Genomic DNA, 26,078 nt, shown 5'->3' with positions numbered 1-26,078 from the left:
GTAATATCCGGGAATTCAGAGTTATATGGCGCCAGCTAAGAGAATAGGAAAATACCGGCCCAGTTACGGGCCGGTATAACAAGACAGGAATTGGTGTTATTTCGCTTTCCTTTTTTTCGCATAGACAGCTGTACAAGCCAGGGCGCATGCGGCTGCGGCCAACAGGATCAGCCAGGGAATGGGGCTGTTGCTGTCGCCCGTTGAAGGGCTTTTTGTTGTCTGTGCGGACACTGGTTTCTGAGAAGGAGACAGAGTCACTGTCACAGGTGCAACGGCCGTCTTTTTCACAAGCCCTGAGATTGCAGCCTCAATCGCTTTTGCCATCGCGTCCACGGCATTCTGTTCCGTAATGTTCTTTCCGGGGACGACGGCCTTGAGCGCATTTTCAACTGCCGTGAAGTCTTTGTAATCGTTTTTATTCAAGGCGTTCGCTTTTTTAACGGCTGCGTCTACCGCAGAGTAATCGGCGTCTTTATACTCAAGTGCTGTGATTGCATCCTCTATGGCTGCCGCATATGCGTTAACCGCGGCCTGTTCTGTAATGTCTTTACCGCGGATGACTGCGCTGAGGGCTGCTTCAACTGCAGAAAAATCCTTATATTCCTGCGGGTTCAACGCATTAGCTTTTTCAGCGGCTGCGTCTACGGCAGAATAATCAGCTCCTTTATAAATAAGGCCGGAAACAGCCGTCTCTATGGCAGCAGCCATAGCCGTAACCTCGGACTGCCGGTCTTTGGTGAGACCTTCCGTGATATTGTTCAGCGCTTCATGTAACTGGCTGACTGTTGCATCCGTGTAAAGGGTCAGATCAGAAGGAATTTTACTCCTGGCTGCTTCCACGGCGGAATAGTCTGCCGGGATATGGGGATCATCATGGGAAAATGTCGGGTGTGTCAGGCCGGCCACCCAGATGACGCCGGGAGCGGCATTAGCGTTCAGGCTGTCCAAAATCTCTGGCGCTTGAAAATTTTCAACAGGGATGCCGCAGACAGACTGATCGAAGGCCGGGTCCGGGTCTGCAGTTCCTGCGTCCCAGTCCACAACAAGTTTCACGACAGCAGCAGGCTGCGTGGGCAGAGCCGTATTAACAGGCCAGTAACAATCAGAGACAGGCCCGTTGACTACCGCTGCAATCCAGGTAATGTTGTCGGGATTCGCACAGGTGATGTCTGTGGTTGACACGAAACAGTTCCGGATGGTTACTCCCGGCTGATCGTCGTCAAAATCAAAGTTGGCTCCCATTATGCCGCCCACAGCGGTGTCGTCGTATTCGCAGCTGATGCTGCCGCCGAACCAGCAGTCTGAGATCAGGGCATCGGCTGTGGCGTTTTCCCATTGACCGGTGATCCCGCCGACCGTATCGCAGGAATCAGCCTTCTGGCTCACTACGGCGGCGGTGGAATAGCAGCCGGTGATTTGAGTGCCGGCTGTGCACTGGCCGACGAGGCCTCCGAGCAATTTATCACCGGTGGTGCTCATGACAGTGCCGGTGGTGTATGAGTTGAGAATGGAGGCGGCATTTGCCCAGTCCGCCAGAACCCCCAGGCGCAGAGAAGTATCCCCGGCGCCGGTTGTTATGTATGCGTCTGTTACTCCTATATTTTTGACGGTTCCGCCCTGGGAGACGACCCCGAACAGGCCGTGATAATAATTGGGCGAGGCCGTTGAGGTTAAATGGCTGATGGAATGGTTCTGGCCGTCAAAGACGCCCCCAAAATACCGTCCCACGTTGTTGCCGTCGCCTATAGACACCCATTCGTGGCCGCTGAGATCCAGATCGGCCTCCAGATAGACGGTTTTTCCGGCAAAGGTGTCACTGCTGTCCGGAGCATTGACGAGAGCAGCCAGGCCGGCCAGCTGCTCCGCCGTGCTCAGATGAAATTCCGTATCTGTCCCGTTGTACCAGGAAGTGTCTGCCGTCCCGTCCCAGCCGTCCGGCGTTTCTGCCGCCGCGGCAAAGGGGAACAGGCAGAAGGCCATAACGGCTGCCAGCAGTAAAGAAAGAAATTTGCCTTTTGTTCTTTTGGTTTTCACTGAAATACCTCCTTCTTTTTGCAAAAAACGTCCATTGTACTGTATAATAATTTTGAAAAGTGTACCTTTTCAATAAGAGTGCTGAAGGAATGAATCAGAACAGAAAAGAGGCAGATGGAATAAAATTTCGGATAAAGGTCTGTTAAAACAGGAAAGGAACTTGATAAAAAGCTGAAATTCCGTTATACTGGAAAAAAGTGTTATTATCGGCATTCGAAAAGGTACACGTTAATAAATTTACCGATAGATTATGTATGATTTTCGTATTTTACCGCTTTTGAATAAAAGGTCCCCGGAGGCATTTCGCAGGCTTTTGCTGCCTGTTGAAGTGTTATTTTTTTGCCCCGCCATGCTTTGTGGACCGCACAGAAATTTGGAGGAAGAGGGCGGGGCGGCCTGCCGAATCTTACACCTCTGGCCTGGGCCGCCGCGATTCCCTCGGCCTGACGCCTGCGGATGTTTTCACGTTCATTCTGGGCCACGAAGGACAGAATCTGGAGAACCAGGTCGGCAATGAAGGTTCCCATCAGGTCTTTACCGCTGCGGGTGTCCAGAAGAGGCATGTCCAAAACACAGATATCAATTTTTTTTTCCCTGGTCAGGATGCGCCATTGTTCCTGTATTTCCATATAGTTGCGGCCCAGGCGGTCGATACTCAGGATATACAGCAGATCGCCGGGCTTCAGGCGGCGGATCATTTTTTTGTAAGAAGGCCGTTCAAAGTCTTTGCCGGATTGCTTATCCATGAACAGGTTTTTCCCGGGCACATTTCTTTCTTTCATGGCGACAAGCTGACGTTCTTCATTCTGGTCGGTGCTGGATACGCGGATGTAGCCGAAAACATTTCCTGTCATACAGAATTTCACCTCCTTTCTACTACAATATATTTATGGGTAATATCCCTTACAGCCAGTAAGGAATTATCCATCTTGTTGCTTAAGCTGTATAATGATGGAGCAATCGGTATGTCGGCTTCCTTTCTTGGACTTCGCGTCCGTAAATTAGACTGATAACCAGCTCCTCATTCGCAGCGTTCGTTTTATGCAGGTTGAATCGTCATAGGCGCATTCGTGTCACACCACAGTAGATTGAATAGGCAATGAGTAAAACTGGTTTTAACCATTGCAATAATTCTTAAGGAGTGACAAATTTTATGAACGCAGTAGGTATCGATGTTTCTAAAGGAAAAAGCATGGTGGCAATCATGCGCCCATTCGGCGAAATTGTCTCTGCACCTTTTGAAATCAAACACACAGCCAGTGATATCAATTCACTTGTAGAACTCATCCACTCTGTTGAAGGCGAATCTCGAATCGTAATAGAGCATACAGGACATTATTACGAAGTCCTTGCCCATCAGCTTTCCGAGGCAAATCTTTTCGTCAGTGCCATTAACCCAAAGCTTATCAAGGATTTTGATAATGATTCCCTTCGCAAAGTCAAATCTGACAAAGCTGACTCCGTTAAGATTGCCCGATATGCACTTGACAAGTGGCAAAATCTCAAACAGTATAGTGTTATGGATGAATTACGAAATCAGCTTAAAACTATGAACCGTCAGTTTTGCTTTTACATGAAACATAAGACGGCTATGAAGAATAACCTCATTGGAATCCTTGACCAAACCTATCCTGGTGTGAATGCTTACTTTGACAGTCCTGCACGCAGTGACGGCAGCCAGAAATGGGTCGATTTTGCATCTACATACTGGCATGTGGACTGTGTCCGTAAAATGTCTCAAAATGCCTTTATCTGCCATTATCAAAACTGGTGCAAACGTAAGAAGTACAACTTCAGCCAGTCAAAGGCTGAAGAAATCTATGGAAAAGCAAAGGAACTTGTTCCTGTACTTCCAAAGGATGACATTACAAAGCTTATCATCAGGCAGGCTGTTGACCAGCTTAACAGTGCCTCTGCAACCGTTGAGTCGCTGCGTACCTTAATGAATGAAACCGCATCGAAACTCCCCGAATATCCTATCGTTATGGCTATGAAAGGGGTTGGACCTTCACTTGGTCCTCAGCTCATGGCTGAGATTGGCGATGTTTCCCGGTTTACTCATAAAGGCGCTATTACTGCATTTGCCGGTGTAGATCCCGGCGTGAATGAGTCCGGCACTTATGAACAAAAAAGTGTTCCAACTTCAAAGCGTGGTTCTTCTGACCTCAGGAAAACCTTATTTCAAGTAATGGACGTTTTAATTAAAACAAGACCACAGGCTGACCCTGTATATCAGTTCTTGGACAAAAAACGTGCTCAAGGTAAACCTTACTATGTCTACATGACAGCGGGTGCCAATAAGTTTCTAAGAATCTACTATGGTCGAGTGAAAGAATATCTTTCATCTCTTCCAGAATCCTAAATATCCACTACTATTTTCAGGCCAGCACTGGTGTGGTGGTCTTATTTTGATACCTAATTTTGAACCTGTATAAAATTTTCAATGTTCTTTCAATTTAGCCTTGACTTTTTATTTGCAGGCTACCTTAATTATTCTACCTCTGTATATTGCTGAGAGGATTTCCAAATAATACCAATTATACTAAAGAAGGTGCCCTTTTCTTCGCGGTTGGGTGGCAGACAGTGCATCGGTGTTGTTGTGTCAACGATGCAGCCCCGGACTGTGTGCCTATGGCGAAAGGCGTTTGTTTGGAGGAAAAATGGTATCCTGGACTGGAAATATCGTTGGCTGAGGCAGGTTTTTTGAGAATCAATGAGATGCAGGGAGGAATACTCTGGCTGCATGTGAGAAAGCTTTAGATGGTGTATAAGCGCTTTTGCTGGAAATATCCCCGCATGTACGCTATAATGATAATTATTCATGTAGTTGTTTTAGGTGGATTGAAAGAGATGGCGGAGTGAACAGAGATTAAAGACATTTACGCAGAAGTATGAGAGGTAAAGATGGAAGCGGATATTTTAAAAATGGAAAATAAGGTTAAAAAGTTCTGTGAAGAAAGAGACTGGGACCAGTACCACAGTCCGAAGGAGCTGGCAATCGGGCTTTCCACGGAGGCCAACGAGCTTTTAGATTTATTCCGTTTTAAAACGGATCAGCAGATGAAAGATATGATGAAAGATTTAAAGAAAAGGGAACGGATTTCGGAGGAGCTTTCTGATGTGTTTTTCTTTTTGCTGAGATTTTCACAAATGTATGAATTTGACCTTGCCGGCGGGCTGGAGGACAAAATAAGGAAAAACGGAGAGAAATATCCGGTAGACAAGGCTAAGGGCAGTAATAAAAAATATAATGAATATGAGTAATTGAGGGAGAAACGTACCTTTACGAATAGGAAGATGGAATGTACTGATAGAGAAAAGAGGAACTGAATTGGAACCAATCATACATAAAATAGATGACAACATGCGCAGCCTGGAAGCTTTTCGGGAAAAATTAGAGAATCATTCATCGGATAAGGAAAAAACTGTTTTGCTGGATTATCCCATCGTTTATATCCATAACTGGAAAAGCGGCGAGGAATATGAAATCTATATTGGTGAATCGAATGATGTGGTTAGGAGAACGAAACAGCATTATGACAAAGCCAGAGATAAAGGCTGCTGGCAATATCAGTTGAAAAAGAATTCAGCAAGTCTGTATATCATTGGTCATGAGCATTTTAATAAGTCTTTAACTCTGGATATTGAAAACCGTCTTATGCTCTATATGATGAGCGTTGAAAATGTTAAGAAAATACATAATAAAAGAAGCAACCGGCAGAACAGATATTACACGGATGATGAATTAAATGAAATTTTCCGGTTCATTTGGAGAAACCTTAGAAATACAGATTCTTTGCTGTTTCCCAAAGAAAGTGTCATAAAAGATTCTGCATTATTTAAGGCATCCCCATTACATAAATTGACCCAGGAACAGGAAGATGTTAAGGACAGAATCATAGAAAAGGTTTTTCACGCGCTGAAGAAAAATGAAAGGGGGCAGCTTATCTTCATAGACGGGGAGGCAGGCACAGGTAAAACCGTTCTCAACAGCAGTACCTTTTATGAACTGTATTCAGAGGCAGAAGAACAGGGGAGGGAGGATCTGCAATGTTATCTTCTCGTAAACCATGACGAACAGATTACAGTCTACGAGCAGATTGCGGAAAAACTGGGGCTGAATGACAGGTATGGAAAAGTTGTGTGTAAACCAACTACTTTTATTAATCATCATTCGGCTGACAATCCTATAGACGTTGCATTTGTCGACGAGGCGCACTTATTATTGACACAGGGGAAGCAATCCTATAAGGGAAATAATCAGCTGGAGGATATTCTGAACAGGGCGAGAGTTACTGTGGTTATGTTTGACGAATATCAAATTTTAACGACAGAGCAGTATTGGGAAGCTCAGATATTGAACCATTATAGAAAAATTGCGAAAGACAACGGCAATCATTTTGAACTGAGAAAACAAATGAGAATGGCAGCCTCAGAAGAAACAATTTCCTGGATCGATGATTTCACTAAGAATAAAAAAGTCACTAAGCTTCCAATGGATGGAACAGGATATGAGATAAAAGTATTTGACGGGCCGTCTGAACTGGAAGCGGCAATTAAGAAAAGAGCCGGAGAGGAAGAACATGAATTATCCAGAATGATAGCCACGTACGACTGGGAATACAGCAAGAATTCATCGATGGAGGAAAGAATGCTGGCTTACTGGGAGGTGAGGATCGGGGACTGGCATAAGCCCTGGAACCGTGAACTGAAAAAAGAACTGGGCAGGAAGGAAAAACGAAGAAGTAAAACTCTTTCCTGGGCGGAGCAGCCGCAGACCATTAATGAAGTAGGGTCTACATTTACCATTCAGGGTTTTGATTTGAATTATGCCGGAGTTATTCTCGGGCCGTCTGTGAAATACCGCGATGGAGAAATTGTTTTTGACGCTTCCGCGAGCTTTAATGCGAAGGCAACAAGAAATCGTACACTTTCCGACGGGACGAAAAGAAAGTTTGGTGAAACGCTGATCCAGCATGAAGTCCGTGTCCTGATGACGCGCGGTGTTAACGGGCTGTACCTGTACGCGTGTGATGATGAATTGAGAAGGGCGCTGAAGGAGGCCGCAGGATCACAGGGAAAACATGAAACCTTATTAATAAAAAGAAAGTAAGAGGTCAATTATGAAAAAGTGGTATGACGAAGAGTATGAATTTGAAATAGAGGTGACAGGATTTCTCCGGAGCGATCATACGGAGAGATATTGCCGAAATGGAGAGGAAATTGGCGATAAATATACCTGCACCTATGGATGCCCGGTAAATGCAGAGGGGCAGGGTATCTGCTCTAAGGTAATGACGGTGTTGTTCCCGGTCATGGAGGCTGTCAGAAGCGGCGGGGATTTGGAGAATATTGGGGGGAATGATAAATATAGCAAGGATATTGTGTGCCCGGATGGTTGTGTGATGTTCAGGCTGACGGCAAGAAAGCTTGGCAATGAGAATTTCTTTAAAGGGAAGTTTTTTGATTAAATTTAATGTGGTATTGGGTTTAATTAGGTGTATGACCCAGTGCTGCCTCATATGACAGACAATATTTTTGCGCAGAAAGCATGTCTGGGAATGTCTGTCCGGATAAGTAGAAATTCAAGGAAAAGATTGATGAGGCGGTGGCTACGGTTATAGCAATTGAAAGGGTGATGTGCAATGGCAGAATTTCGAGAAGCGGGTATGATGACATAGGAATCCAGGTATTAGAATCAGGAACGGATTATGGTATTTCGGGAGAAAGAAATACTTGGGCCGGCCGAGCAGAGCGAGGGATGTTTTTTGAACGATGTTCAAGAAGATGGGAAATGCAGCAGCTTTTAATTTGTAGAGGTAATAAGTTTTGAATACACCTGCGTTAGAAACAGAACGATTGATTTTAAGGAAATTTACAGAAGAAGATATGGAAGCTCTTTTCCTTATCCTGAAAGATGAAGAGGTCAACAAGTTTTTACCATGGTATCCTATGAAAAACATTGGAGAAACCAGGAAATTTTATGAGGAAAGATACGCAGCAAAGTATGAACAGCCCCAGGCATATGCTGATTCGATTTGTCTTAAAAGTGACAATTTTCCTATAGATTATGTCAAAGTTGATATGGAGGAACACCATGATTTTGGTTATGGGCTTCGTAAGGAGTTTTGGCATCAGGGGATTGTTACGGAAGCGGGTAAGGCTGTTGTTGAGCAGGTAAAAAAAAGACGGGCTTCCATATATCACGGCAACGCATGACAGAAACAATCCGAGAAGTGGAAAAGTTATGCAGAAAGTAGGGATGAAATACTGTTACTCATATGAAGAGCAATGGCAGCCGAAAGATTTCCCAGTGATTTTTAGAATGTACCAGCTCAATTTTGATGGTAATCATGATTTTGTATATAAAAAGTATTGGGATATGTATAGTAACCATTTTATCGAGATACTGTAACTAGATTGAAGCGTCAAAAAACAGTTTGATTTAGCCTGGGCCGGAAGAGGGAAATGCTTGACTGGATCGGCACACTGTCCCATGTAATTCCAGTTTTCTGCAACAGAAACTGATGTAATGCCTGTCCCTTTAGCTACTGCTTGGTGTTGACGCTCCGGTAATAAATAGTATTCACCTTTGTAGTTGATGGGATAGCTGTTCGAATTTACACAAATTTATAATTATTATCAAAAAGCACTTTCTGACGGTTTGCACATTGAATAATTAGTATTTGATGAAAGGCCTTTTGTAGATGCTGGAAGTGTCAGTTTTTTATATCATAGGAAAGTGCGTCCTATGATATAAAACCTTCCGGGGGATGCGCAACACGATGTGGGCTTGTTCACTAAGCTCATTTCATTCGCTAAGTGAGCCAATGCCTCCGCGCTAAGGAAATATGGCTGCTGGGGCGGTAGCGCTCCGGCGCGGGAGTCCGGCAGACCGGATTCTTTGTACGAGTAATGCCTACATATCACAATCCTTAGTGGAAATGATGTGGGCGTTATTATATTCAGTCGGCCTATGCGATTCCCGACCAGGCAAAGATGAAACAAGAGCAGCGGTCCTTGATGCTGACCGGCGCTTTCTTTAAGAAAATCATCATTACGAAAGACGCACCTGCGCCTTATTACAATGACGATGGAGTGTTGGTTATGTGGATTTATGATTTCCTGCTGAATGAGAATAGTTTGGATAACTGTTAGGTGGAAAAGCGCAAAAAAATAGTTGGTAAAACAGAGTAGAATATGGATTTTCAGGAGGATTTTTAAATATGATTAAGATACTATTCGTCTGCCACGGCAGTATCTTGAAAAGTCCCCAAAAAGCCAGTAAAATCAATGGTTTCACGAAGCGGAAAGGCATTTACTACACCACTACTACACCATTTTTGAAAGAGCCTTGATGTGGCAAGAAAAACCCGTTGAAGGATACTTAGAGATAATAATTTATAAATTGAAATTCTTTGCTTTGAAGAAAGGATACAATATGAAAATTATAAATTCAAAAGGTTCAATTTGGAGAAAATGGGATTTACATTTACACTCAACAGCTTCAGATGGAAAATGTACACCAGAAGAATTAGTTGATGAGTCTGTCGCTAAAGGAATTAAAGTTATTGCTCTTACGGATCATCATACTGTGAATAATATTGATAAAATTAAGAGATTAGGTAAAGAAAAGGGACTTGGTGTCATCGCGGGAATAGAATTTCGGACTGAATATGGGCAAAAATCAGTACATATGATTGGATTATTCCCAGATAAATTTGAATCAACAATTCTTGATGAAGTAGCCTTAAATGATTTGGTTTTGGCTCCACTAGGCCTATCAAAAACTGAAATTATTCGTGCTGCCCGTTCAACAGGAAAGACATTTAGAGATGATAGTGCCGCTTATAAAGAAGGATTACTTCAAGTACAGGTTGACTTTAAAAAGGCCGCAAACTTAATACATAAATATGGTGGACTAGTATCTGTGCATGCGGGTAGCAAAGCGAACAGTTTTGAAGAAGAAATGAAGCATGAAGGTCCAGGACCCAAGAACGTATCTGATTTGGCAGATTCACTTGGCACTGTAAAAGAAGAACTACTACGAGAGTATATCGATATTTGTGAGGTGAGAAATAGCAAAGAAGCACCATTTTATCAAGATAATTTTAATAAACCTGCTATTGCCGCATCGGATGCTCATAATAAAAGTGAAATTGCACGAAATTACGTATGGATTAAGGCAAATTTTGTTTGAACCCCATAATCGAGCAAAAATTCAAGTAAGTGAGCCAGAACAGAAGAATGATTATTTGGTAATTGATTCGCTAAAAGTGAAGCACAAGGATTTTGGAGAACAAGTTGTACCATTTAATCAGGGATTAAATACGATTATTGGAGGCAGGTCTTCGGGAAAATCGATTTTATTAGGATGCTTAGCAAGATTGTGTGGGGATTTCACTCCAATTAAAAAAAGTAAATCTAGTTATGACGATTATATTGCTGATATAGTAAAAAGTATGAGTCTTGATTGGAGAGATCATTCGGAGACTGGAAATAGGAAAGTTGACTTTTTTCCACAGAGTTACATTATTGATCTTGCCACAGATAAAAAGAAAATTTCAGAATTGGTAGTTAGAATTTTACGTTCAGAAGAAACATTTAATGAAAAACTTTCTGAGATAAAGGATTTCTTATTAGAGCAGACTGGTAAGATTCGCTCGCTTTTTGCACAGTACAAATCGGTAAAACAAGAAAAAGAAGTTTTATATGAGGAATTATTAGCATTAGGTAATAAACAAGGAATACAGCAGGAGATAGATAAAATTAAATGTGGCATGGCAGAATTAAAGTTATCAATGCTAGAGGGACTGTCTGAAACGGAAGAACATGATTATGAATTGAAAAAGGAACAGCTGGCTGATTTTGAAAGGCAGAAAAAACGCGCTATACACGATATTAAAGTGTTAGACGGAATTAAGAATTTGCGATTGCTGATCGATATTTCTGACAAGTTGTTTGATTTGGATAAGCCCCTTTCAGATATTATTGAGAAAAGTTATAGTCAATTGTGTTCCGAAGCAAGTGAAGCATGGAAAAAAAGAGTAGGGACATTTATCACTCAGCAAGAAGAAAAAATTAAAGATTTAGAAAAAGAAATTAAATTTATAGAAGAATCGTCTGAATATCGTAAGGCACAAGGCTTGTATGCTAAGAATCAAGAATACATGGGATATGCAGATAAATTAAAGGTAGAAAATAAACGATTGGAAAACATATTGCAGAAAGAAAAAAATATTGAAGGCAGAGGTGTAAAAGTATATCCATATATATCATTTAAACATACGGAATACATAGAGTTGATTAACAGATATTTGGACGGTAGAGCTTCAGTTAATCAGGATGTAATAAATTATCAATACAAAAACAGCGAAGAATATACTGCTTTTATTGATTCTGTGTTTGATAAATTGTATTCAAGGCAATATATATTAAAAAGAGGGATTGATATAGAAGAAGCAGTCGAACATGTAATTACATTTAATGGTTTTGCGATTAATTATAATATACAGTACCAAGGGGATGATTTAGAATCTATGTCTGAAGGGAAAATGGCATTTGTTATTTTACGTTTACTTCTGGATTTTAGTAAGAGTGATTATCCAATATTAATTGATCAACCAGAAGACGACCTTGATAATAGAGCAATTTATGCAGAACTAGTACGGTATTTAAGAATCAAGAAGAAGGTACGTCAGATTATTTTGGTAACTCACAATCCTAACATTGTGGTAGGCGCGGATGCTGAAGAAATAATAGTGGCGAATCAACATGGAATTAATAGTCCTAATCCCGATGAAATTAAATTTGTATATCGTTCAGGCGCATTAGAAGAAAGTTTTAAAAACAACAATTCAAATATCCTTTTGTGTCAAGGAATAAGAGAACATGTATGTGACCTTTTGGAAGGTGGTAATGCAGCGTTCCAAGAGAGGGAAAACAAGTATCATTTATAAAGAAGAAATAACGGAGTGATTAACGCTCCGTTATTTCTTGTCATAAAACGTAAAAAAATCAGTAAAGCATTAGTCATCTCTTACGGAAATCCAACAAGCCCTACTATTTCAAATTATAAACTGAACAAAAGCCTTTTCCTATATTCCGTTTGAAGTGAATGCTAAGACATAGTATAATGTAAGAAAAAGCAAAGGCGGTACAGGTGATTTAGACAAATTATAAGATTAAGCGAATATTTTTTACAACAGGTTTACAACTTTTGAAGGGTGTTCCGATGTGACATAATATATGGATTGGAGAAGCCAATGGATAACAAAAATGAAATTATTTTATTTGAGACAGAGGATAGAATGATATCTTTGCCAGTTATGGTGAAAGAGGAAACAGTTTGGCTCAATAGAAATCAGTTGTCAGAACTGTTTGAACGTGACATAAAAACGATTGGTAAGCATATTAATAATGCTTTGAAAGAGGAATTGTCCGAGCAAAATACAGTTGTCGCAAAATTTGCGACAACTGCTTCTGATGGTAAAAAATACATGGTAGAACACTATAATTTGGACGTTATTATTTCTGTCGGTTATCGAGTAAAATCAAAACGAGGCATCGAATTTAGACGTTGGGCAAATGGTATCTTAAAGGAATACATAATCAAAGGATACGCTGTGAATCATAATCGTATGAATCAATTAAATGAGGTAATACGAGTTATGAAAAGAGTAGAAAACAGCCTGGATACAAAACAAGTATTAACAGTAGTAGAAAGATATAGTCAGGCACTAGAACTGTTAGATGCCTATGATCATCAGAATATGGCACGACCAAAAGGAAATAGAGCAACGTATATTCTGACATATGAGGAATGTAGAAAAGTAATTGATAATATGAAATTTGGTGACAGCAGCTCATTATTCGGTAATGAAAAGGATGATTCATTTAAAGGAAGCATTGGAGCGATTTATCAAAGCTTTGCAGGAGAAGACTTATATCCTACTTTAGAAGAAAAAGCTGCAAATCTATTATATTTTGTCACGAAGAATCATAGTTTTTCCGATGGAAATAAACGAATAGCGGCAACAATGTTCTTATATTTTTTGGATAAGAATGGCGTTTTATTTAAGGACGGAGAAAAACTAATTGACGACCACACACTTGTTGCACTTACGATTATGATTGCGGAATCAAATCCAGAAGAAAAAGAAATGATGATAAGTGTGATTATGAATTGTATAAAATAGTAATTCATAAAGGTAAAAATATCAGAAAGTGAGTTGAAAGATATGAAACTATTAAATCTAGCAAGTAATCGATCTTTTTGGAGAGGAATTGAGTATCACCACGAAAAGCGTGTCCTTTCTTGGAACGAAATTGATAAAAATTGTTATCAAGGAAAAGTAAAAGACAGTAATGAAGCAGTATACAATGTAAAGATTGATTTGGAACATCCTAAAAAATCGACGTGCGACTGTCCATTTGCTGCTGGACGCAAAGTTATTTGTAAACACATGGTTGCGCTTTGTCTTGGAATTTTTCCTGAAAAAGAGCAGCAAATGTTGGATTATATCGAAGAACAGAACCAATTGTATGAGCAAGCCTATGAACAGGAAATGAAAGAACGAGAAGTAAAGGAATATGTGATGGGCTTGACAAAAGCAGAACTGCGAGAAAAATTAATCCGGCGAATGATTGACGATTTATACGACTGAAATTATTAAAAGAAATGATGATACGTGATAATTTTATAGAACAACTTATTTTACAACTTTTGACTGCCAAAACATGAGAATTTATAAGAAGTTACAGAAACTACAAGAAAAATGAAAGTTGTAAAAAGCCTTTAAATACAAGGAAATACGACGATTTAAGGAGACATAAAAACATGATAAAAATACTTTTCATCTGCCACGGCAACATCTGCCGTTCCCCCATGGCGGAATTCCTGCTTCGTGACATGACCGCCAAACTAAATGTTACGTCAAATTTCCACATCGCCTCCGCCGCCACCAGCACCGAGGAAATCGGCAACCCCGTGCACCGGGGCACCCGCGCGGTTCTGCAGGAACTGGGCATCTCGGCCTCCGGAAAAACCGCCGTTCAGATGACCCGCAGGGACTATGACAAATACGATTACCTGATCGGCATGGATCAGTGGAACATCCGCAACATGATGCGGATACTCCGGGGCGATCCCGAACACAAGGTATACCGTTTACTGGCATTTACCGACAGGCCGGACGATGACATTGCGGATCCCTGGTACACCGGTGATTTTGAGACCACATACAGGGATATCCGAGAGGGCTGCACCGGCCTTCTCAAATACCTGGGCTATCCCGGGGCATGCCGTTTAAACTGAACCCAACAGCAAAGGAGTGAGAAGTCATGGGAATGAATGAAACGCCGTCTTCCGACCGGATACATATCGGTTTCTTCGGCCGGAGAAATGCAGGCAAATCCAGCCTTGTCAACGCGGTTACCGGCCAGGAGCTGGCCGTTGTATCTGAGATCAAAGGCACAACCACCGACCCGGTCAGCAAATCCATGGAATTATTGCCTTTGGGACCCGTGGTGATTATCGATACGCCTGGTTTTGACGACGAAGGCCGCCTGGGCGGGCTTCGTGTGAGGAAGACCAGACAAGTTCTGAACCGCACAGATGTAGCAGTCCTGGTGGTAGATGGCACAACGGGCAGGACAGAGGCCGATGAAGAGCTGATTTCCATATTCCGGGAAAAAGAAATTCCCTATCTCATCGTTTACAATAAATCTGATTTGAACGCCGGCCCTCTGGCGGAGCTGTCAGAGGAGGAAATATGGGTCAGTGCCAGGGAGGGCTGGCAGATTCAGGAACTGAAGGAGCGGATTGGCCGTCTGACAGTCACCGGTGAGCCGAAACGCAGGCTGGTGGGCGATCTGCTGGCACCAGGGGATTTTGTCGTACTGGTCGTTCCCATCGACAAGGCTGCTCCCAAAGGCCGCCTGATCCTGCCCCAGCAGCAGGTCATACGGGATGTGCTGGAAGCGGGCGCCGCTGCAATCGTGGTGAGAGATCACGAACTGAAAGCCACGCTGGCAGAGCTGGGCAAAAAGCCACGGATGGTCATTACGGACAGCCAGGTATTTGCCAGAGCCAGCGCAGACACCCCGGGAGATATCTGGCTGACATCCTTTTCCATCCTCTTTGCCAGATACAAGGGAAATCTCCGCTCCGCGGCGGCAGGGGCCGCGACGCTGGACAGGCTTTGTGACGGAGATAAAATCCTGATCTCAGAGGGCTGCACCCACCACCGGCAATGTGATGATATCGGAACCGTTAAGCTCCCCGGATGGATAAGGAAGTACACAGGCAAGGAATTGAACTTTGAATTTACATCTGGTCTGGAATTTCCGGAAAATTTAAGCGGGTATCGTCTGATCATCCACTGCGGGGGCTGCATGCTGAACGAAAGAGAGATGAAATACCGGATCAAGTGTGCGGCTGACCAGAAGGCGCCCATGACTAATTATGGAATTGCGATCGCCTATATCCAGGGAATTTTAAGGCGGTGCGTGGAAATGTTCCCTGACGTCCGGGCGGAGCTGTCAGAGAAACCCTGATGGAATCAACTGTAGAGGAGAGAGCAGATGAACAACGATCATTCAAAAAAAGAAAAGCTTTATATAACCGCATATGAAAGTCCGGCCGGATGGCTCACTATCGTGAGTGATGGGAAGGCAGTGACGGGGATCAGTTTTGGAAGGCCGGAACAGCCGGTAACAGAAGAAAACGGGCTGAACCGGGAGGTGATCCGTCAGCTTAAGGAATATTTTGCAGGAAAGCGCAGAGAATTTTCCCTGCCTCTCTCACCCGCCGGAACTGAATTTCAGAAGAAGGTCTGGTCCGTTCTGCAGGAGATCCCATATGGGGAGACCCGCACTTACAAGGAGATCGCCGGACGGTGCGGCAATGAAAAAGCCTGCCGGGCGGTGGGCATGGCAAACCATGTAAATCCTATAGGCATTGTGATCCCCTGCCATCGTGTGGTGGGCAGCAGCGGCAAAATGGTGGGATATGCGGGAGGGCTGGACAAAAAACAGTATCTTCTGGAGCTGGAAGGAGGGAACAGCCTGAGATGAGAATGTATGATCTGATCCTGAAGAAACGAAACGGAGGAACACTGACAGAAGACGAAATTACATACATGATTGACGGCTACACCCGGGAAGAGATCCCGGACTATCAGATGGCAGCCATGATGATGGCCATATACTTTGTGGGAATGAATGACCGGGAAACACTGGATCTGACGCAGGCCATGGCTGCCAGCGGAGACAGGCTGGACTTGTCTGCCATTCCAGGAATAAAGGTGGATAAGCATTCTACCGGGGGCGTAGGCGATAAAACCTCTATGGCGCTAGGGCCGATGGTTGCGGCCTGCGGGATTCCTGTTGCCAAGATGAGCGGCCGCGGGCTGGGCCATACGGGAGGGACCATCGACAAGCTGGAAAGCTTTCCGGGATTTACAACGGATCTGGCAGAGGAACAGTTCATACGCCAGGTACGGGACATCGGAATTGCCATCATGGGACAGACGGCAGATCTGGCGCCTGCGGATAAAAAGTTGTACGCGCTCAGGGATGTGACAGGAACTGTGGACAATCTGTCCCTGATCGCCAGCTCCATCATGAGCAAAAAGCTGGCCGCCGGAGCGGACGCGATTGTTCTGGATGTAAAAACGGGCAGCGGAGCATTTATGAAACAGGAAAAGGATGCGAAAGCCCTGGCCCGCGAAATGGTTTCAATCGGCAGACGGGCGGGAAGAGCGATGGTCGCCGTGATTTCTGATATGGATCAGCCGCTGGGCCAAGCCGTGGGCAACGCGCTGGAAGTAAAGGAAGCGATTTCCACTCTGCGGGGAAGAGGCCCGGAAGACTTTACGGAGCTATGCCTGACCCTCGGCAGCCAGATGCTGGTCTGCGGAGGCAAGTCATCCTCGCCGGTGGAGGCCAGGGAGATGCTGCTGGAAGCCGTGAGAAGCGGCCGCGCTCTGGAAAAGCTTGCGGATCTGGCAGAGGCCCAGGGCGGAAGGCGCGAAGATGTCTATCATCCGGAACATCTCCCCCAGGCATCCATCCAGGAAGAGATTCCGGCGCCTGCAAGCGGGTATATCCGCAGGATTCTCTGTGATGAAGTCGGAATGTCCTCCCTCATTCTGGGAGGCGGCCGGGAGAAAAAGGGCGATCCGGTGGATCTGGCTGTCGGGTTTCAGATCTATAAAAAAGCAGGTGATTACGTGGAAAAGGGAGAACCTCTGGCCGTTATGCATGCCAATGATGAGACGAAGGCGGCGGCAGCCAGAGAACGGTTTCTGAACGCCTATGAGATTGGCTGTGAACAGCCAGAAAAACGGCCGCTGATTGTAGATATCATCAAAGTATAAAGGTGTAATCTATTTGATTCCGGGAATTGTGGTATTTTGCGTACATTATTAACCTGTGTTGGCCGGAAAGCCCGGCGGGATGTGGGGCGGATGTCCAGGATAGGAAAAGGACATCCGGCATGGATCCCGCCGGGCTTTTGTACGGATAGTTACCATAATGCCATATACACTGTGTCCGGTGCCGGTATACAGTGTTCAGTGCCCGGATGGAGCAGCTTCTCAGTCTTCAGGATAAGTCAGGCGTTCCGGCTTTATATCATACAGAACCTCCTTCAGATACTTGTCCGCAAGGTATTTTGCCATACCCAGATTCATGTCCAGATAATTGCCGCAATCCCTGGGTGAAGCGCCCGGGATCTCTCCTTCAAAATCCCGTATAAACTCAAATGTGCGTATGACGAGCGGGACAATCTCCTTCGATTCATAATCCCCCGCCAGCAGCAGATAGAAGCCGGTACGGCATCCCATAGGTCCAAAATAGACAATCTGATCAGCGAATTCAGCGTCATTGCGCAGGCAGGTAGCGGCCAGATGTTCGATGGCGTGGACCTCCGCCGTATTCATGACAGGCTCTTCATTCGGAGAGGTCATCCGCAGGTCAAAGGTGGTTACGGTCTCAGCGCCGATATGGTCCTTTCTTGATACATAAATTCCCGGCTGAAGTTTTATGTGATTAATAGTAAAGCTCGCGATTTTTTTCATGGCAGTCTCTCCTGTTTATATTTTAAACTGATGTGCAGCTGGTTTCTGCATCTCATTGTAAACAGGTTTTGAAAGAAAGTCAACATACCATCAACAGCCAAGCTTCGGCGGGCGTAGCTGCAGCCATCACGTGATGCAGGAGTTAAATCAGAAATTGACTTTCGCAAACGATAATGCTAAACTGAAAATTATGGCAGGCCGGCAGGACGGAAGGCTTAAGGCGGCCTGTAAATATTGGTTTGGATTAAAAGAGGGCAGAATTATGATGAACGATAAGAAAGTATTGTTTTCCGGAATGCAGGCTACGGGCAGCCTTACGCTGGGGAATTATCTGGGTGCGCTGAAAAACTGGGTTACCCTGAGTGATGAATATGAGTGCTTTTACAGTGTGGTTGACATGCATTCCATAACAGTCCGCCAGGACCCGGCCACGCTGAGAAAGCGGGCGAGAAAGCTGCTGACCATTTATATAGCCGCCGGCCTGGACCCGGAGAAAAACTGTATCTACTACCAGTCCCACGTATCAGGCCATGCAGAGCTGATGTGGATCCTCAGCTGCTTTACCTACATGGGCGAATTGAACCGCATGACCCAGTTTAAAGACAAAGCCGCAAAGCATGCGGATAATATCAACGCGGGACTGTTCACCTATCCGGTACTGATGGCAGCCGATATTCTGCTGTATCAGGCGGATGTGGTTCCTGTGGGGATCGACCAGATGCAGCATCTGGAGATCACCAGAGATATTGCGGAGCGGTTTAACAATCTGTACGGAGATGTGTTTACCATGCCGGAAGCTTATGTGGGGAAGGTGGGAGCCAAGATCATGAGCCTCCAGGACCCGTCAAAGAAGATGTCCAAATCCGATGAGAATCCCAACGGGAGCATTTACCTGATGGATGACGCGGACACCGTTATCAGAAAATGTAAACGCGCGATCACAGATTCCGAGGGAGTGATCCTTTACCGGGATGAGCAGCCGGGGGTTAAGAATCTGATTGATATCTACTGTGCCTGTACCGGCAAACAGCCCGGCGAGGCTGTCAGAGAATTTGAAGGCCAGGGCTACGGGGTATTAAAGGAAGCGGTGGGAGAGGCGGTCAATTCCATCCTGCAGCCCCTTCAGAGCCGTGTGGCAGAGATTGAGAAGGATAAAACCTATCTGGATTCCATCATTAAGAACAATGCGGAGAAGGCACAGTATTTTGCAAATAAAACGCTGCGCAAGGTTCAGAAAAAAGTGGGCTTCCCGGAGCGGCCCCGCTGAGTTCCGGGGCAGAGCATCCGGATAAAATAAGCATTTAAAGAGGAAAGGGTGGTTTTATGACAATTGAGGAATTGCTGAAAGTGCTGGAGATGCAGGAAGAGATCCTGCAGTTCAGTCATTTTACCAATGGAGATGCCTGGGAGCTGGGCAATCTGATTGTCCTGGAGGCCAGAAGGCGGAATACGCCGGTAGCCCTGAAGATCCAGCTGAACAACGGGCAGACCGTATTTCAATATGATTTTGACGGAACCACGCTGTATACGGAAGACTGGGTACAGAAAAAGATCAACACGGTCCGCAGGATGGAACGCAGCAGCCTGCATCTGCACATGCTTCTGCGCCAGAATGAAAAGAATCTGGAGCTGATGGGGCTGGACCCGTCGGAATGCGCAGATATGGGCGGAGCTTTTCCGATCCGTGTGGAAGAGGTGGGCGTTATCGGTGTGATAGCGGTATCCGGGCCGAACCATGTGGCTGATCACGATCTGCTGGTCAAAAGTATCAGCAAATACCTCCATATTGACGAAGTGCCCAGAATCCGGGCGGTCTGACAGGCCAGGTCTTTATTCAAAGATGTGGCTGTATTCTGCAGCAATGTCTGGGTTGGCCTGAAACAATACTGACATCATATCATCGGGAAGCGGTGCGGTAAAACGCATCGCTTCTTTTGTGAGAGGATGGCGGAATTCCAGCCGCCAGGAATGGAGCGCCTGGCGGAGAATAGGCGAGTGGGGCGCATCGGGGGCATAGAGCGTGTCGCCCAGGAGCGGGTGGCCGGAGGCGGCCATGTGAACACGGATCTGATGGGTCCGGCCGGTTTCCAGCTGCAGCTTCAGCAGTGAAAAATCTTTTCCCTGCCACAGCGTCTGAAAATGGGTGACCGCCGGTTCCCCGTGCTCTGGGTCTACCCAGCGTTCAATGATGGAGCCGGGTTTTCTGGCAATGGGGCGGTCTATGGTTCCCTCCGGAGGCGTTAGGCCCGTTACTATGGCACAATAAGTTCTGTGTATCCGGCGCCGGGTCATCTGGGCGGAGAGGACAGAGGCGCTGAGAGCGTGCCGGGCCACCAGCAGCAGCCCGGTGGTGTCACGGTCCAGCCGGTTGATGCACCGGTATACAAAAGGTTCTCCTCTGCTCAGAAAATAATCAGCCAGGCCGTTTGCCAGCGTGTTGTCATAATTGCCCTGGGAAGGGTGTACCGGAGTGCCGGCGGGTTTATCAATGACCAGCAGGTCCTCATCCTCATAAACCAGGGTAAACGGCACCGGGGCCGGCAGAATATTGGGTGAGGAAACAGATTCACGAAGGCGGATTTCCAGCAGGTCTCCGGCTGCCAGGATGTGGTTTGTGAACATCCGGCTCCCGTTCAGGCAGATCCCGTTTTCCGAGTGCTTCAGAGAAATCAGCAGGTGATGGGAAAAGCCCTGTGCCCTCAAAAACTGTTCAATTGTCTTTCCGGCGTCTGGCGGTAAAATCCTGTAAGAAAATAGTCGTTCCATAGGGTATCCTTTCTGTACCTTACCATGGTATAGGGAATCAAGAAAAAAGTCAAACCGATTTTTCTAATAAGGCTTGCGGCGTCCCGCATCAGGGCATTATAATGGACAGGTGGGCCGGAAGGCATGCGCGTTTAGAAGTCAAACGGCAAAGACAGGAGGAACTGGATATATGGAGAAAATAGAGATAAGAGGAAAGGAATATAATCTGCTGATCAGGGGAAAATGGGAAGGAAGCTATCTGAAGGGATATATTGATCTGGCATATCAGGCTTTCCATCAGGATTTTACTCCCTGGTTTGAAGGCGGATATTTTGATGATACATACATCCCATATACGCTGCTGGACGGCGAACGTCCGGTGGCTAATGTCGCAGCCAGCACCATGGATTTCATCTGGGACGGGAAATCCAGGAAATATGTGCTGATTGGCACGGTTATGACAGATCTGGAGTACCGGAACAGAGGGCTGATCAGAGTATTGATGGACCGGATATTTCAGGAATGGCAAGGGCGGTGTGATATGATCTATCTGTTCGCCAAGAACGCAGTTGTGGACTTTTATCCTAAGTTTGGCTTCCGGCAGGCGGACGAGACCCAGTGGGCAGGCGTTTTTACAGGGAAAAAACACGGGAAAAGGCTGAGGAAGCTGGATCTGAATGTCAGGGAGGATCAGGAGCTGTTCCGTTCCGTGGCCTTCCGGGGAAATCCTTATTCCCGGATACAGATGAAAAATATGAACATACTCTATTTAAACGGCGACGACATGATGAAGGGTAAAATCTATTATCTGGAAGAGCCGGAGGCTGTGGTCGTGCTGAGCAGGGAGGAAAAACGCCTCAGATTCGAGGATATCTACTGCGGACCGCAGATCCCCATGGAAAAAGTACTGGAGGCAGTTCTTTCTGAAGACAGGCCTGGCTATGTACTGCGTTTTCCGGTCAGAGACAGAGAAGGGCTGACGGCTGAAGTCTATCACGAAGAACAGTCCACCTTATTTCTGATGGGTCCGGACGCGCAGATGCTGATCAGGGAGCAGATTTGCTTTCCGGCAATGACCCACGCCTGAAGGCAGGGCAGAAGGGCAGGCACAGGAGGCGGGCCGATGTATTTTCAGGAAATTCATTGTCCAGGGTAAAATAACGTGTTATAATGTTCAGGTAACGAGAGGCAGGAAGAAGCTTCAGGCCTGTCCGGCCGGGAAGAGAAGAACGGCAGGAGGCAGGGCTGCGGCGGGACAGAAGAGATTTTAGGGAAAGGATCATCCGATATGAGTGATAATAAATATGTCGCATATGTGGGCACTTATACCCACGGAAGCAGTATTGGCATTCATCTTTATGATATTAACTTGGAAGAGGGGACGCTTGAGGAACGCAAGGTCGTTCCGATCAACAACTCTTCCCACATCTGCCGTTCACTAAACGGAAAATACCTGTATTCCATCGCAGATGAAGGAGTTGCGGTATTTGCCGTGGAGGCCGACGGCGATCTGACGCTGATTAACAAGGTAGACATTGACGGGATGAGAGGATGCTATCTGTCTGTGGACCAGACGGGTAAATACCTGTTTGTTGCCGGATACCACGACGGGAAGGTAACCGTTGTCCACACCCATCAGGACGGCCGTCTGGGCAGCGTGATGGACGGGGTGTTCCATAAGGGTCTGGGCAGCGTGGCAGAGCGGAATTTCCGCCCCCATGTCAACTGTGTGGTTCCCACTCCTGACAACAGGTTTCTCTGTGCGGTGGACAATGGGATTGACCAGGTGAAGGTATACAGGATCACAGAGCACAACAGGCTTTCGCTGGTGGACATCCTCCGTTGCGCGAGAGAGTCAGGCCCCCGTCTCCTCCGTTTCAGCGCGGACGGGAAATATGCCTATTTGCTCTATGAGCTGTCCAATACGGTAGACGTCTTTACTTACCAGTGCGGCTCCAAGGACAAGAACCCTGCGTTTGAGAAAATTCAGACCGTCAGCACCACATCAGACAATGTGGACAGGATGCATGACGCGGCTTCAGGGATGTGTCTGTCAGAAGACGGCAATTATCTGTTCACTTCCACGGCCGGGGACAATACGGTTGCCATGTTCCGGATTGATCCGTCCACAGGGATGCTGAACAAGGAATTCGCCCTCCCGGTCAGCGGCGAATACCCCAAGGATATAGCCCTGTTCCCGGACGGCAAGCACATTGCTGTAGTCAACCATGAGAGCAATTCCATCACTACCTTTACCATTGATTATGAGAAAAAAGTGCTGGTGATGAAGGGAAAGCCAATGAAGGTTGAGACACCGAACTGCATATTAATCACCCCCATGGGATATTAAATACGGCAATACCAGATCTAACGATAAGCGCCGTTCCGGCAGCAGGCAAGCGAAACTGCCCTGCTGCCGGAACGGCGCTTCTGATTTTATTACATTTAAGAAAGTCCTCCGTACTTCATTACTGAATTTTTCCTAACCCTTTTCCGTAAGCCAGAAACAATTTTCTATCTTCTATGCTCAGCCGTCCATACAGCTCCAACACCTCCTGCTGGGGTTGTGTCAGGTGGACCTCTGACACCTCGTCCAGGAAAAAGTCAGAAAGCGTTATACCGAAACCGTCGCACATTTTCTGCAAAGTCGGGATGGTTGGGATATTCGTTCTGTGGATCATGTTGCTGATTGTAGAATAGGGAATACCTGCTTCCTGGGCAAGGCGATAGTAGCTCCAGTGCCTTTCAGTACAAAGGTTTTTGATGTGTTGAATTACGTCTGTGTCTCTCATAAGTCATATACCTCATTCCTGCAGTATCGCTGTTTTCTAATTCCATTGTAACGGGGAAATGAATTCCTAATAGATGTTAAAGAGAGATTTATTCTTATGGTTCAAAAGAAATCTTAAAAAATTAAAGAAATTTGCAAATTTATATTGAAAAAATATGCATATTAGTGTATGATTAAAAAAATGTTTGTTATTTTCTTGACAATGGGAAAAGTATAGACATTTTCGTGTAAAGAGTGTATAGAGTAGAACGAAAGGAATGGGCAGACACATGACAGAATCACACAAGAACAAAATTGTTGTCGTAGGTGCTGGGAACGTAGGCGAGGCCATTGCGTACACGCTGATGGTGAGAAAACAGGCGAATGATATTGTGCTGGTGGACCTCAACGAAGACAGGGCAAAGGGAGCTGCGCTGGATATCGCCCAGGGCACCAGCTTTTTTAAGCAGGTCTGGGTGCGCAAAGGCGGATATGAAGAATGTGCGGACGCGCAGCTGATTGTCATCACGGCCGGAATCGCGAGAAAACCGGGTCAGACGCGGCTGGATCTGGCGAAGACAAATGTTTCAATTGTGAGAAGCATTACCAGAAGTATCATGGAACACGCGAAAAACCCCCTGATTTTGGTGGTTTCCAATCCGGCGGACGTTACGACGGCAGCGGTGACCGAGGAATCCGGACTGCCGGCAGGCCGGGTGATCGGGAGCGGGACTTCGCTGGATACGGCGCGCTTCCGCTACTTTATCAGTGAGGCTCTGAAGGTTAACATAGAAGACGTGAATGCATATATACTGGGAGAGCATGGCGACAGCCAGGTGCCTGTCTGGAGCGCTGCTAATATTGGCGGCGTGCCAATCGATGAATATGCTGCCCAGGTAGGTGTTAACCTGGACAAGGCGGCCATATCCAAACGTACCAAGGAAGGCGGGGCAGAGGTTATCCAGATGAAGGGGGCCACCTTCTATGGAATAGCCATGGCGGTGTCTAACATCGTGGAGAGAATCATGAAGGATGAAAGCGCCATTCTTCCTGTGGCACACGTTCTGGGTGAAGAATTCGGCAGCTGGGCGGGAGTCGCGATTTCCATGCCCTGTATTGTCAGCTGGGACGGTGTGGAGAAGACTCTGGAACTTCCGATGACTGAGGAAGAAAAAGAGGCCATGGAGCTGTCTGTGAAGACACTGAAAGAGTTCCAGGAAAATGTAATTGTATAAATCATCAAATAAAAGGAGAATAAAGATGGACGTAAAGCAGAAAGCATTGGAAGAACATGAGAAATGGCAGGGGAAAATCGAGGTGATCAGCCGCGCAAGGCTGGAGACACCGGAGGATTTATCCATTGCCTACACTCCGGGAGTTGCAGAGCCCTGTCTGAAGATTTCGGAGGATGTGGATCTCTCTTATAAATATACACGCCGCGGCAATATGGTGGCTGTCGTCACTGACGGAACAGCCGTACTGGGCCTGGGAGATATCGGACCGGAAGCCGGGATGCCGGTCATGGAAGGGAAATGTGTCCTGTTCAAGGTATTCGGCGGAGTGGATGCGTTCCCTCTCTGTGTGAGAAGCAAAGAAGTAGATGACATTGTGGAGACTGTTGCGATGCTGGCAGGCAGCTTCGGCGGCGTCAATCTGGAGGATATTTCAGCCCCCAGATGCTTTGAAATAGAGAGAAAGCTGAAAGAGCGCTGTGACATCCCGATCTTCCATGATGATCAGCATGGAACGGCAGTCGTAACCACGGCAGCCATGCTGAACGCATTGAAGCTGACGGGAAGGAAGCTGTCTGATATTAAAGTGGTGACCTCCGGCGCCGGCGCGGCAGGCATCGCGATCATCAAGCTGCTGGTGAGCCTGGGGCTGAAGGAAGTGATCATGTGCGACCGCAGCGGGGCAATTTATGAAGGAAGAGAAGGGCTGAATGCGGAGAAACAGGAGATGGCGAAAATTTCCAACCTCCAGAAGAAAAAAGGCAGCCTGGCTGATATGCTGGTGGGAGCAGATGTGTTTATCGGTGTGTCCGCGCCTGGAACAGTCACTCCGGAGATGGTAAAGACCATGGCTCCGAACCCGATTCTTTTCCCGATGGCGAATCCGGTGCCGGAAATCATGCCGGAACTGGCGAAGGAAGCAGGGGCGGCCGTGATCGGAACCGGAAGAAGCGACTTCCCGAACCAGATTAACAACGTGCTGGCTTTCCCGGGAATCTTCCGCGGAACGCTGGATGTGAGAGCCAGGGATATCAACGATGAGATGAAGGTTGCGGCAGCCTATGCGATCGCGGGTCTGATCGATGAACAAGACCTGAATCCCGATTATATTATACCGAATCCTTTTGACAAACGGGTGGCGCCGGCCGTTGCGAAGGCAGTGGCAGAGGCTGCGAAAAAGACAGGAGTCGCGAGAATTTAACAGTCTGATTTAAC

General features: G+C 46.0%; 25 protein-coding genes and 1 pseudogene. 21 read left to right on the top strand and 5 right to left on the bottom strand.

What is annotated here, in order from left to right:
* Positions 1-96: 96 nt before the first annotated feature.
* Together H9Q79_RS07175 and H9Q79_RS07170 are read right to left on the bottom strand one after the other, a co-directional pair.
* On the bottom strand, positions 97-2,034 hold the full coding sequence (locus H9Q79_RS07175) for a hypothetical protein (protein WP_118647819.1): 1,938 nt from the start codon (positions 2,032-2,034) through the stop codon (positions 97-99).
* Between the two features lie 248 nt (positions 2,035-2,282).
* Complete coding sequence (locus tag H9Q79_RS07170) at positions 2,283-2,888, bottom strand: recombinase family protein (protein ID WP_118647821.1); 606 nt, start codon at positions 2,886-2,888, stop codon at positions 2,283-2,285.
* A 299-nt stretch (positions 2,889-3,187) separates the two neighbouring features.
* Here H9Q79_RS07170 and H9Q79_RS07165 point away from each other — a divergent pair, with 299 nt between their 5' ends.
* The 15 genes and pseudogenes from H9Q79_RS07165 to H9Q79_RS07100 all read left to right on the top strand — a co-directional run bounded on the left by H9Q79_RS07165 (position 3,188) and on the right by H9Q79_RS07100 (position 17,414).
* The gene (locus H9Q79_RS07165; protein WP_118648870.1) at positions 3,188-4,396 is read left to right on the top strand and encodes an IS110 family RNA-guided transposase; all 1,209 of its coding nucleotides are present in this window, start codon (positions 3,188-3,190) and stop codon (positions 4,394-4,396) included.
* A 542-nt stretch (positions 4,397-4,938) separates the two neighbouring features.
* The gene (locus tag H9Q79_RS07160; protein ID WP_249329532.1) at positions 4,939-5,298 is read left to right on the top strand and encodes a nucleotide pyrophosphohydrolase; all 360 of its coding nucleotides are present in this window, start codon (positions 4,939-4,941) and stop codon (positions 5,296-5,298) included.
* A gap of 67 nt (positions 5,299-5,365) precedes the next feature.
* Positions 5,366-7,147, top strand: coding sequence for a DUF2075 domain-containing protein (locus tag H9Q79_RS07155; RefSeq protein WP_330596958.1), 1,782 nt, complete (start codon positions 5,366-5,368; stop codon positions 7,145-7,147).
* A 10-nt stretch (positions 7,148-7,157) separates the two neighbouring features.
* Positions 7,158-7,505, top strand: a complete 348-nt coding sequence (locus H9Q79_RS07150; RefSeq protein ID WP_118648780.1) for a TIGR04076 family protein — start codon at positions 7,158-7,160, stop codon at positions 7,503-7,505.
* Between the two features lie 358 nt (positions 7,506-7,863).
* Positions 7,864-8,253: a GNAT family N-acetyltransferase gene (locus H9Q79_RS07145; RefSeq protein WP_330596957.1), complete on the top strand. Its 390-nt coding sequence runs from the start codon at positions 7,864-7,866 to the stop codon at positions 8,251-8,253.
* 780 nt (positions 8,254-9,033) lie between these two features.
* Positions 9,034-9,192, top strand: coding sequence for a hypothetical protein (locus tag H9Q79_RS07140; RefSeq protein ID WP_249329531.1), 159 nt, complete (start codon positions 9,034-9,036; stop codon positions 9,190-9,192).
* A gap of 68 nt (positions 9,193-9,260) precedes the next feature.
* Complete coding sequence (locus tag H9Q79_RS18270; RefSeq protein ID WP_283245098.1) at positions 9,261-9,392, top strand: hypothetical protein; 132 nt, start codon at positions 9,261-9,263, stop codon at positions 9,390-9,392.
* Entirely contained in the window at positions 9,392-10,234 is an 843-nt protein-coding gene (locus tag H9Q79_RS07135; protein WP_249329530.1) for a PHP domain-containing protein, read from the top strand. Before H9Q79_RS18270 ends, H9Q79_RS07135 begins: the two co-directional genes overlap by 1 nt.
* A 1,309-nt stretch (positions 10,235-11,543) precedes the next feature.
* Positions 11,544-11,993, top strand: a pseudogene (locus H9Q79_RS18625) (TrlF family ATPase); the annotation flags it as partial.
* Between the two features lie 306 nt (positions 11,994-12,299).
* Positions 12,300-13,232, top strand: a complete 933-nt coding sequence (gene rhuM / locus H9Q79_RS07125) for a virulence RhuM family protein/type II toxin-antitoxin system death-on-curing family toxin (RefSeq protein ID WP_118648784.1) — start codon at positions 12,300-12,302, stop codon at positions 13,230-13,232.
* 42 nt (positions 13,233-13,274) lie between these two features.
* Positions 13,275-13,700 (top strand): SWIM zinc finger family protein, encoded by a 426-nt coding sequence (locus tag H9Q79_RS07120; RefSeq protein ID WP_118648786.1) that lies wholly within the window; start codon positions 13,275-13,277, stop codon positions 13,698-13,700.
* Positions 13,701-13,873: 173 nt separating this feature from the next.
* On the top strand, positions 13,874-14,350 hold the full coding sequence (locus H9Q79_RS07115) for a low molecular weight protein-tyrosine-phosphatase (RefSeq protein WP_249329528.1): 477 nt from the start codon (positions 13,874-13,876) through the stop codon (positions 14,348-14,350).
* Positions 14,351-14,376: 26 nt separating this feature from the next.
* On the top strand, positions 14,377-15,591 hold the full coding sequence (hydF, locus tag H9Q79_RS07110; protein WP_249329527.1) for a [FeFe] hydrogenase H-cluster maturation GTPase HydF: 1,215 nt from the start codon (positions 14,377-14,379) through the stop codon (positions 15,589-15,591).
* A gap of 27 nt (positions 15,592-15,618) precedes the next feature.
* Positions 15,619-16,110: a methylated-DNA--[protein]-cysteine S-methyltransferase gene (locus H9Q79_RS07105; RefSeq protein WP_249329526.1), complete on the top strand. Its 492-nt coding sequence runs from the start codon at positions 15,619-15,621 to the stop codon at positions 16,108-16,110.
* Positions 16,107-17,414 (top strand): pyrimidine-nucleoside phosphorylase, encoded by a 1,308-nt coding sequence (locus H9Q79_RS07100; protein ID WP_118647532.1) that lies wholly within the window; start codon positions 16,107-16,109, stop codon positions 17,412-17,414. The genes H9Q79_RS07105 and H9Q79_RS07100 overlap by 4 nt, the downstream gene beginning before the upstream one ends.
* Positions 17,415-17,633: 219 nt before the next feature.
* Here H9Q79_RS07100 and H9Q79_RS07095 read toward each other — a convergent pair whose 3' ends face one another.
* Entirely contained in the window at positions 17,634-18,116 is a 483-nt protein-coding gene (locus tag H9Q79_RS07095) for an S-ribosylhomocysteine lyase (protein WP_118647530.1), read from the bottom strand.
* Between the two features lie 262 nt (positions 18,117-18,378).
* On the opposite strand from H9Q79_RS07095, the gene trpS reads away from it, so the two are divergent.
* Together trpS and H9Q79_RS07085 are read left to right on the top strand one after the other, a co-directional pair.
* Entirely contained in the window at positions 18,379-19,383 is a 1,005-nt protein-coding gene (gene trpS / locus H9Q79_RS07090) for a tryptophan--tRNA ligase (protein WP_118647540.1), read from the top strand.
* A 56-nt stretch (positions 19,384-19,439) separates the two neighbouring features.
* A complete protein-coding gene (locus tag H9Q79_RS07085) occupies positions 19,440-19,934 on the top strand; it encodes a heme-degrading domain-containing protein (RefSeq protein WP_249329525.1) in 495 nt (164 codons plus the stop codon).
* 12 nt (positions 19,935-19,946) lie between these two features.
* On the opposite strand, the gene H9Q79_RS07080 is transcribed toward H9Q79_RS07085, so the two are convergent.
* Positions 19,947-20,882, bottom strand: a complete 936-nt coding sequence (locus H9Q79_RS07080; RefSeq protein WP_118647526.1) for an RluA family pseudouridine synthase — start codon at positions 20,880-20,882, stop codon at positions 19,947-19,949.
* A gap of 169 nt (positions 20,883-21,051) precedes the next feature.
* On the opposite strand from H9Q79_RS07080, the gene H9Q79_RS07075 reads away from it, so the two are divergent.
* Together H9Q79_RS07075 and H9Q79_RS07070 are read left to right on the top strand one after the other, a co-directional pair.
* A complete protein-coding gene (locus H9Q79_RS07075) occupies positions 21,052-21,948 on the top strand; it encodes a GNAT family N-acetyltransferase (protein ID WP_249329524.1) in 897 nt (298 codons plus the stop codon).
* Between the two features lie 201 nt (positions 21,949-22,149).
* Entirely contained in the window at positions 22,150-23,211 is a 1,062-nt protein-coding gene (locus H9Q79_RS07070; protein WP_118647520.1) for a lactonase family protein, read from the top strand.
* Positions 23,212-23,329: 118 nt separating this feature from the next.
* Here H9Q79_RS07070 and H9Q79_RS07065 read toward each other — a convergent pair whose 3' ends face one another.
* Entirely contained in the window at positions 23,330-23,653 is a 324-nt protein-coding gene (locus tag H9Q79_RS07065; RefSeq protein WP_118647518.1) for a helix-turn-helix domain-containing protein, read from the bottom strand.
* Positions 23,654-23,921: 268 nt separating this feature from the next.
* On the opposite strand from H9Q79_RS07065, the gene H9Q79_RS07060 reads away from it, so the two are divergent.
* Positions 23,922-24,866, top strand: coding sequence for an L-lactate dehydrogenase (locus tag H9Q79_RS07060; protein ID WP_249329523.1), 945 nt, complete (start codon positions 23,922-23,924; stop codon positions 24,864-24,866).
* Between the two features lie 25 nt (positions 24,867-24,891).
* Positions 24,892-26,064 carry an NAD(P)-dependent malic enzyme gene (locus tag H9Q79_RS07055; protein ID WP_118647514.1) on the top strand — a complete coding sequence of 391 codons (1,173 nt, stop codon included), beginning with the start codon at positions 24,892-24,894 and terminating at the stop codon, positions 26,062-26,064.
* Positions 26,065-26,078 lie beyond the last annotated feature (14 nt).

It is taken from the genome of Wansuia hejianensis (assembly GCF_014337215.1).
Lineage (GTDB): Bacteria > Bacillota > Clostridia > Lachnospirales > Lachnospiraceae > Scatomonas > Scatomonas hejianensis.
This window is presented reverse-complemented; position numbering and strand designations above follow the sequence as displayed.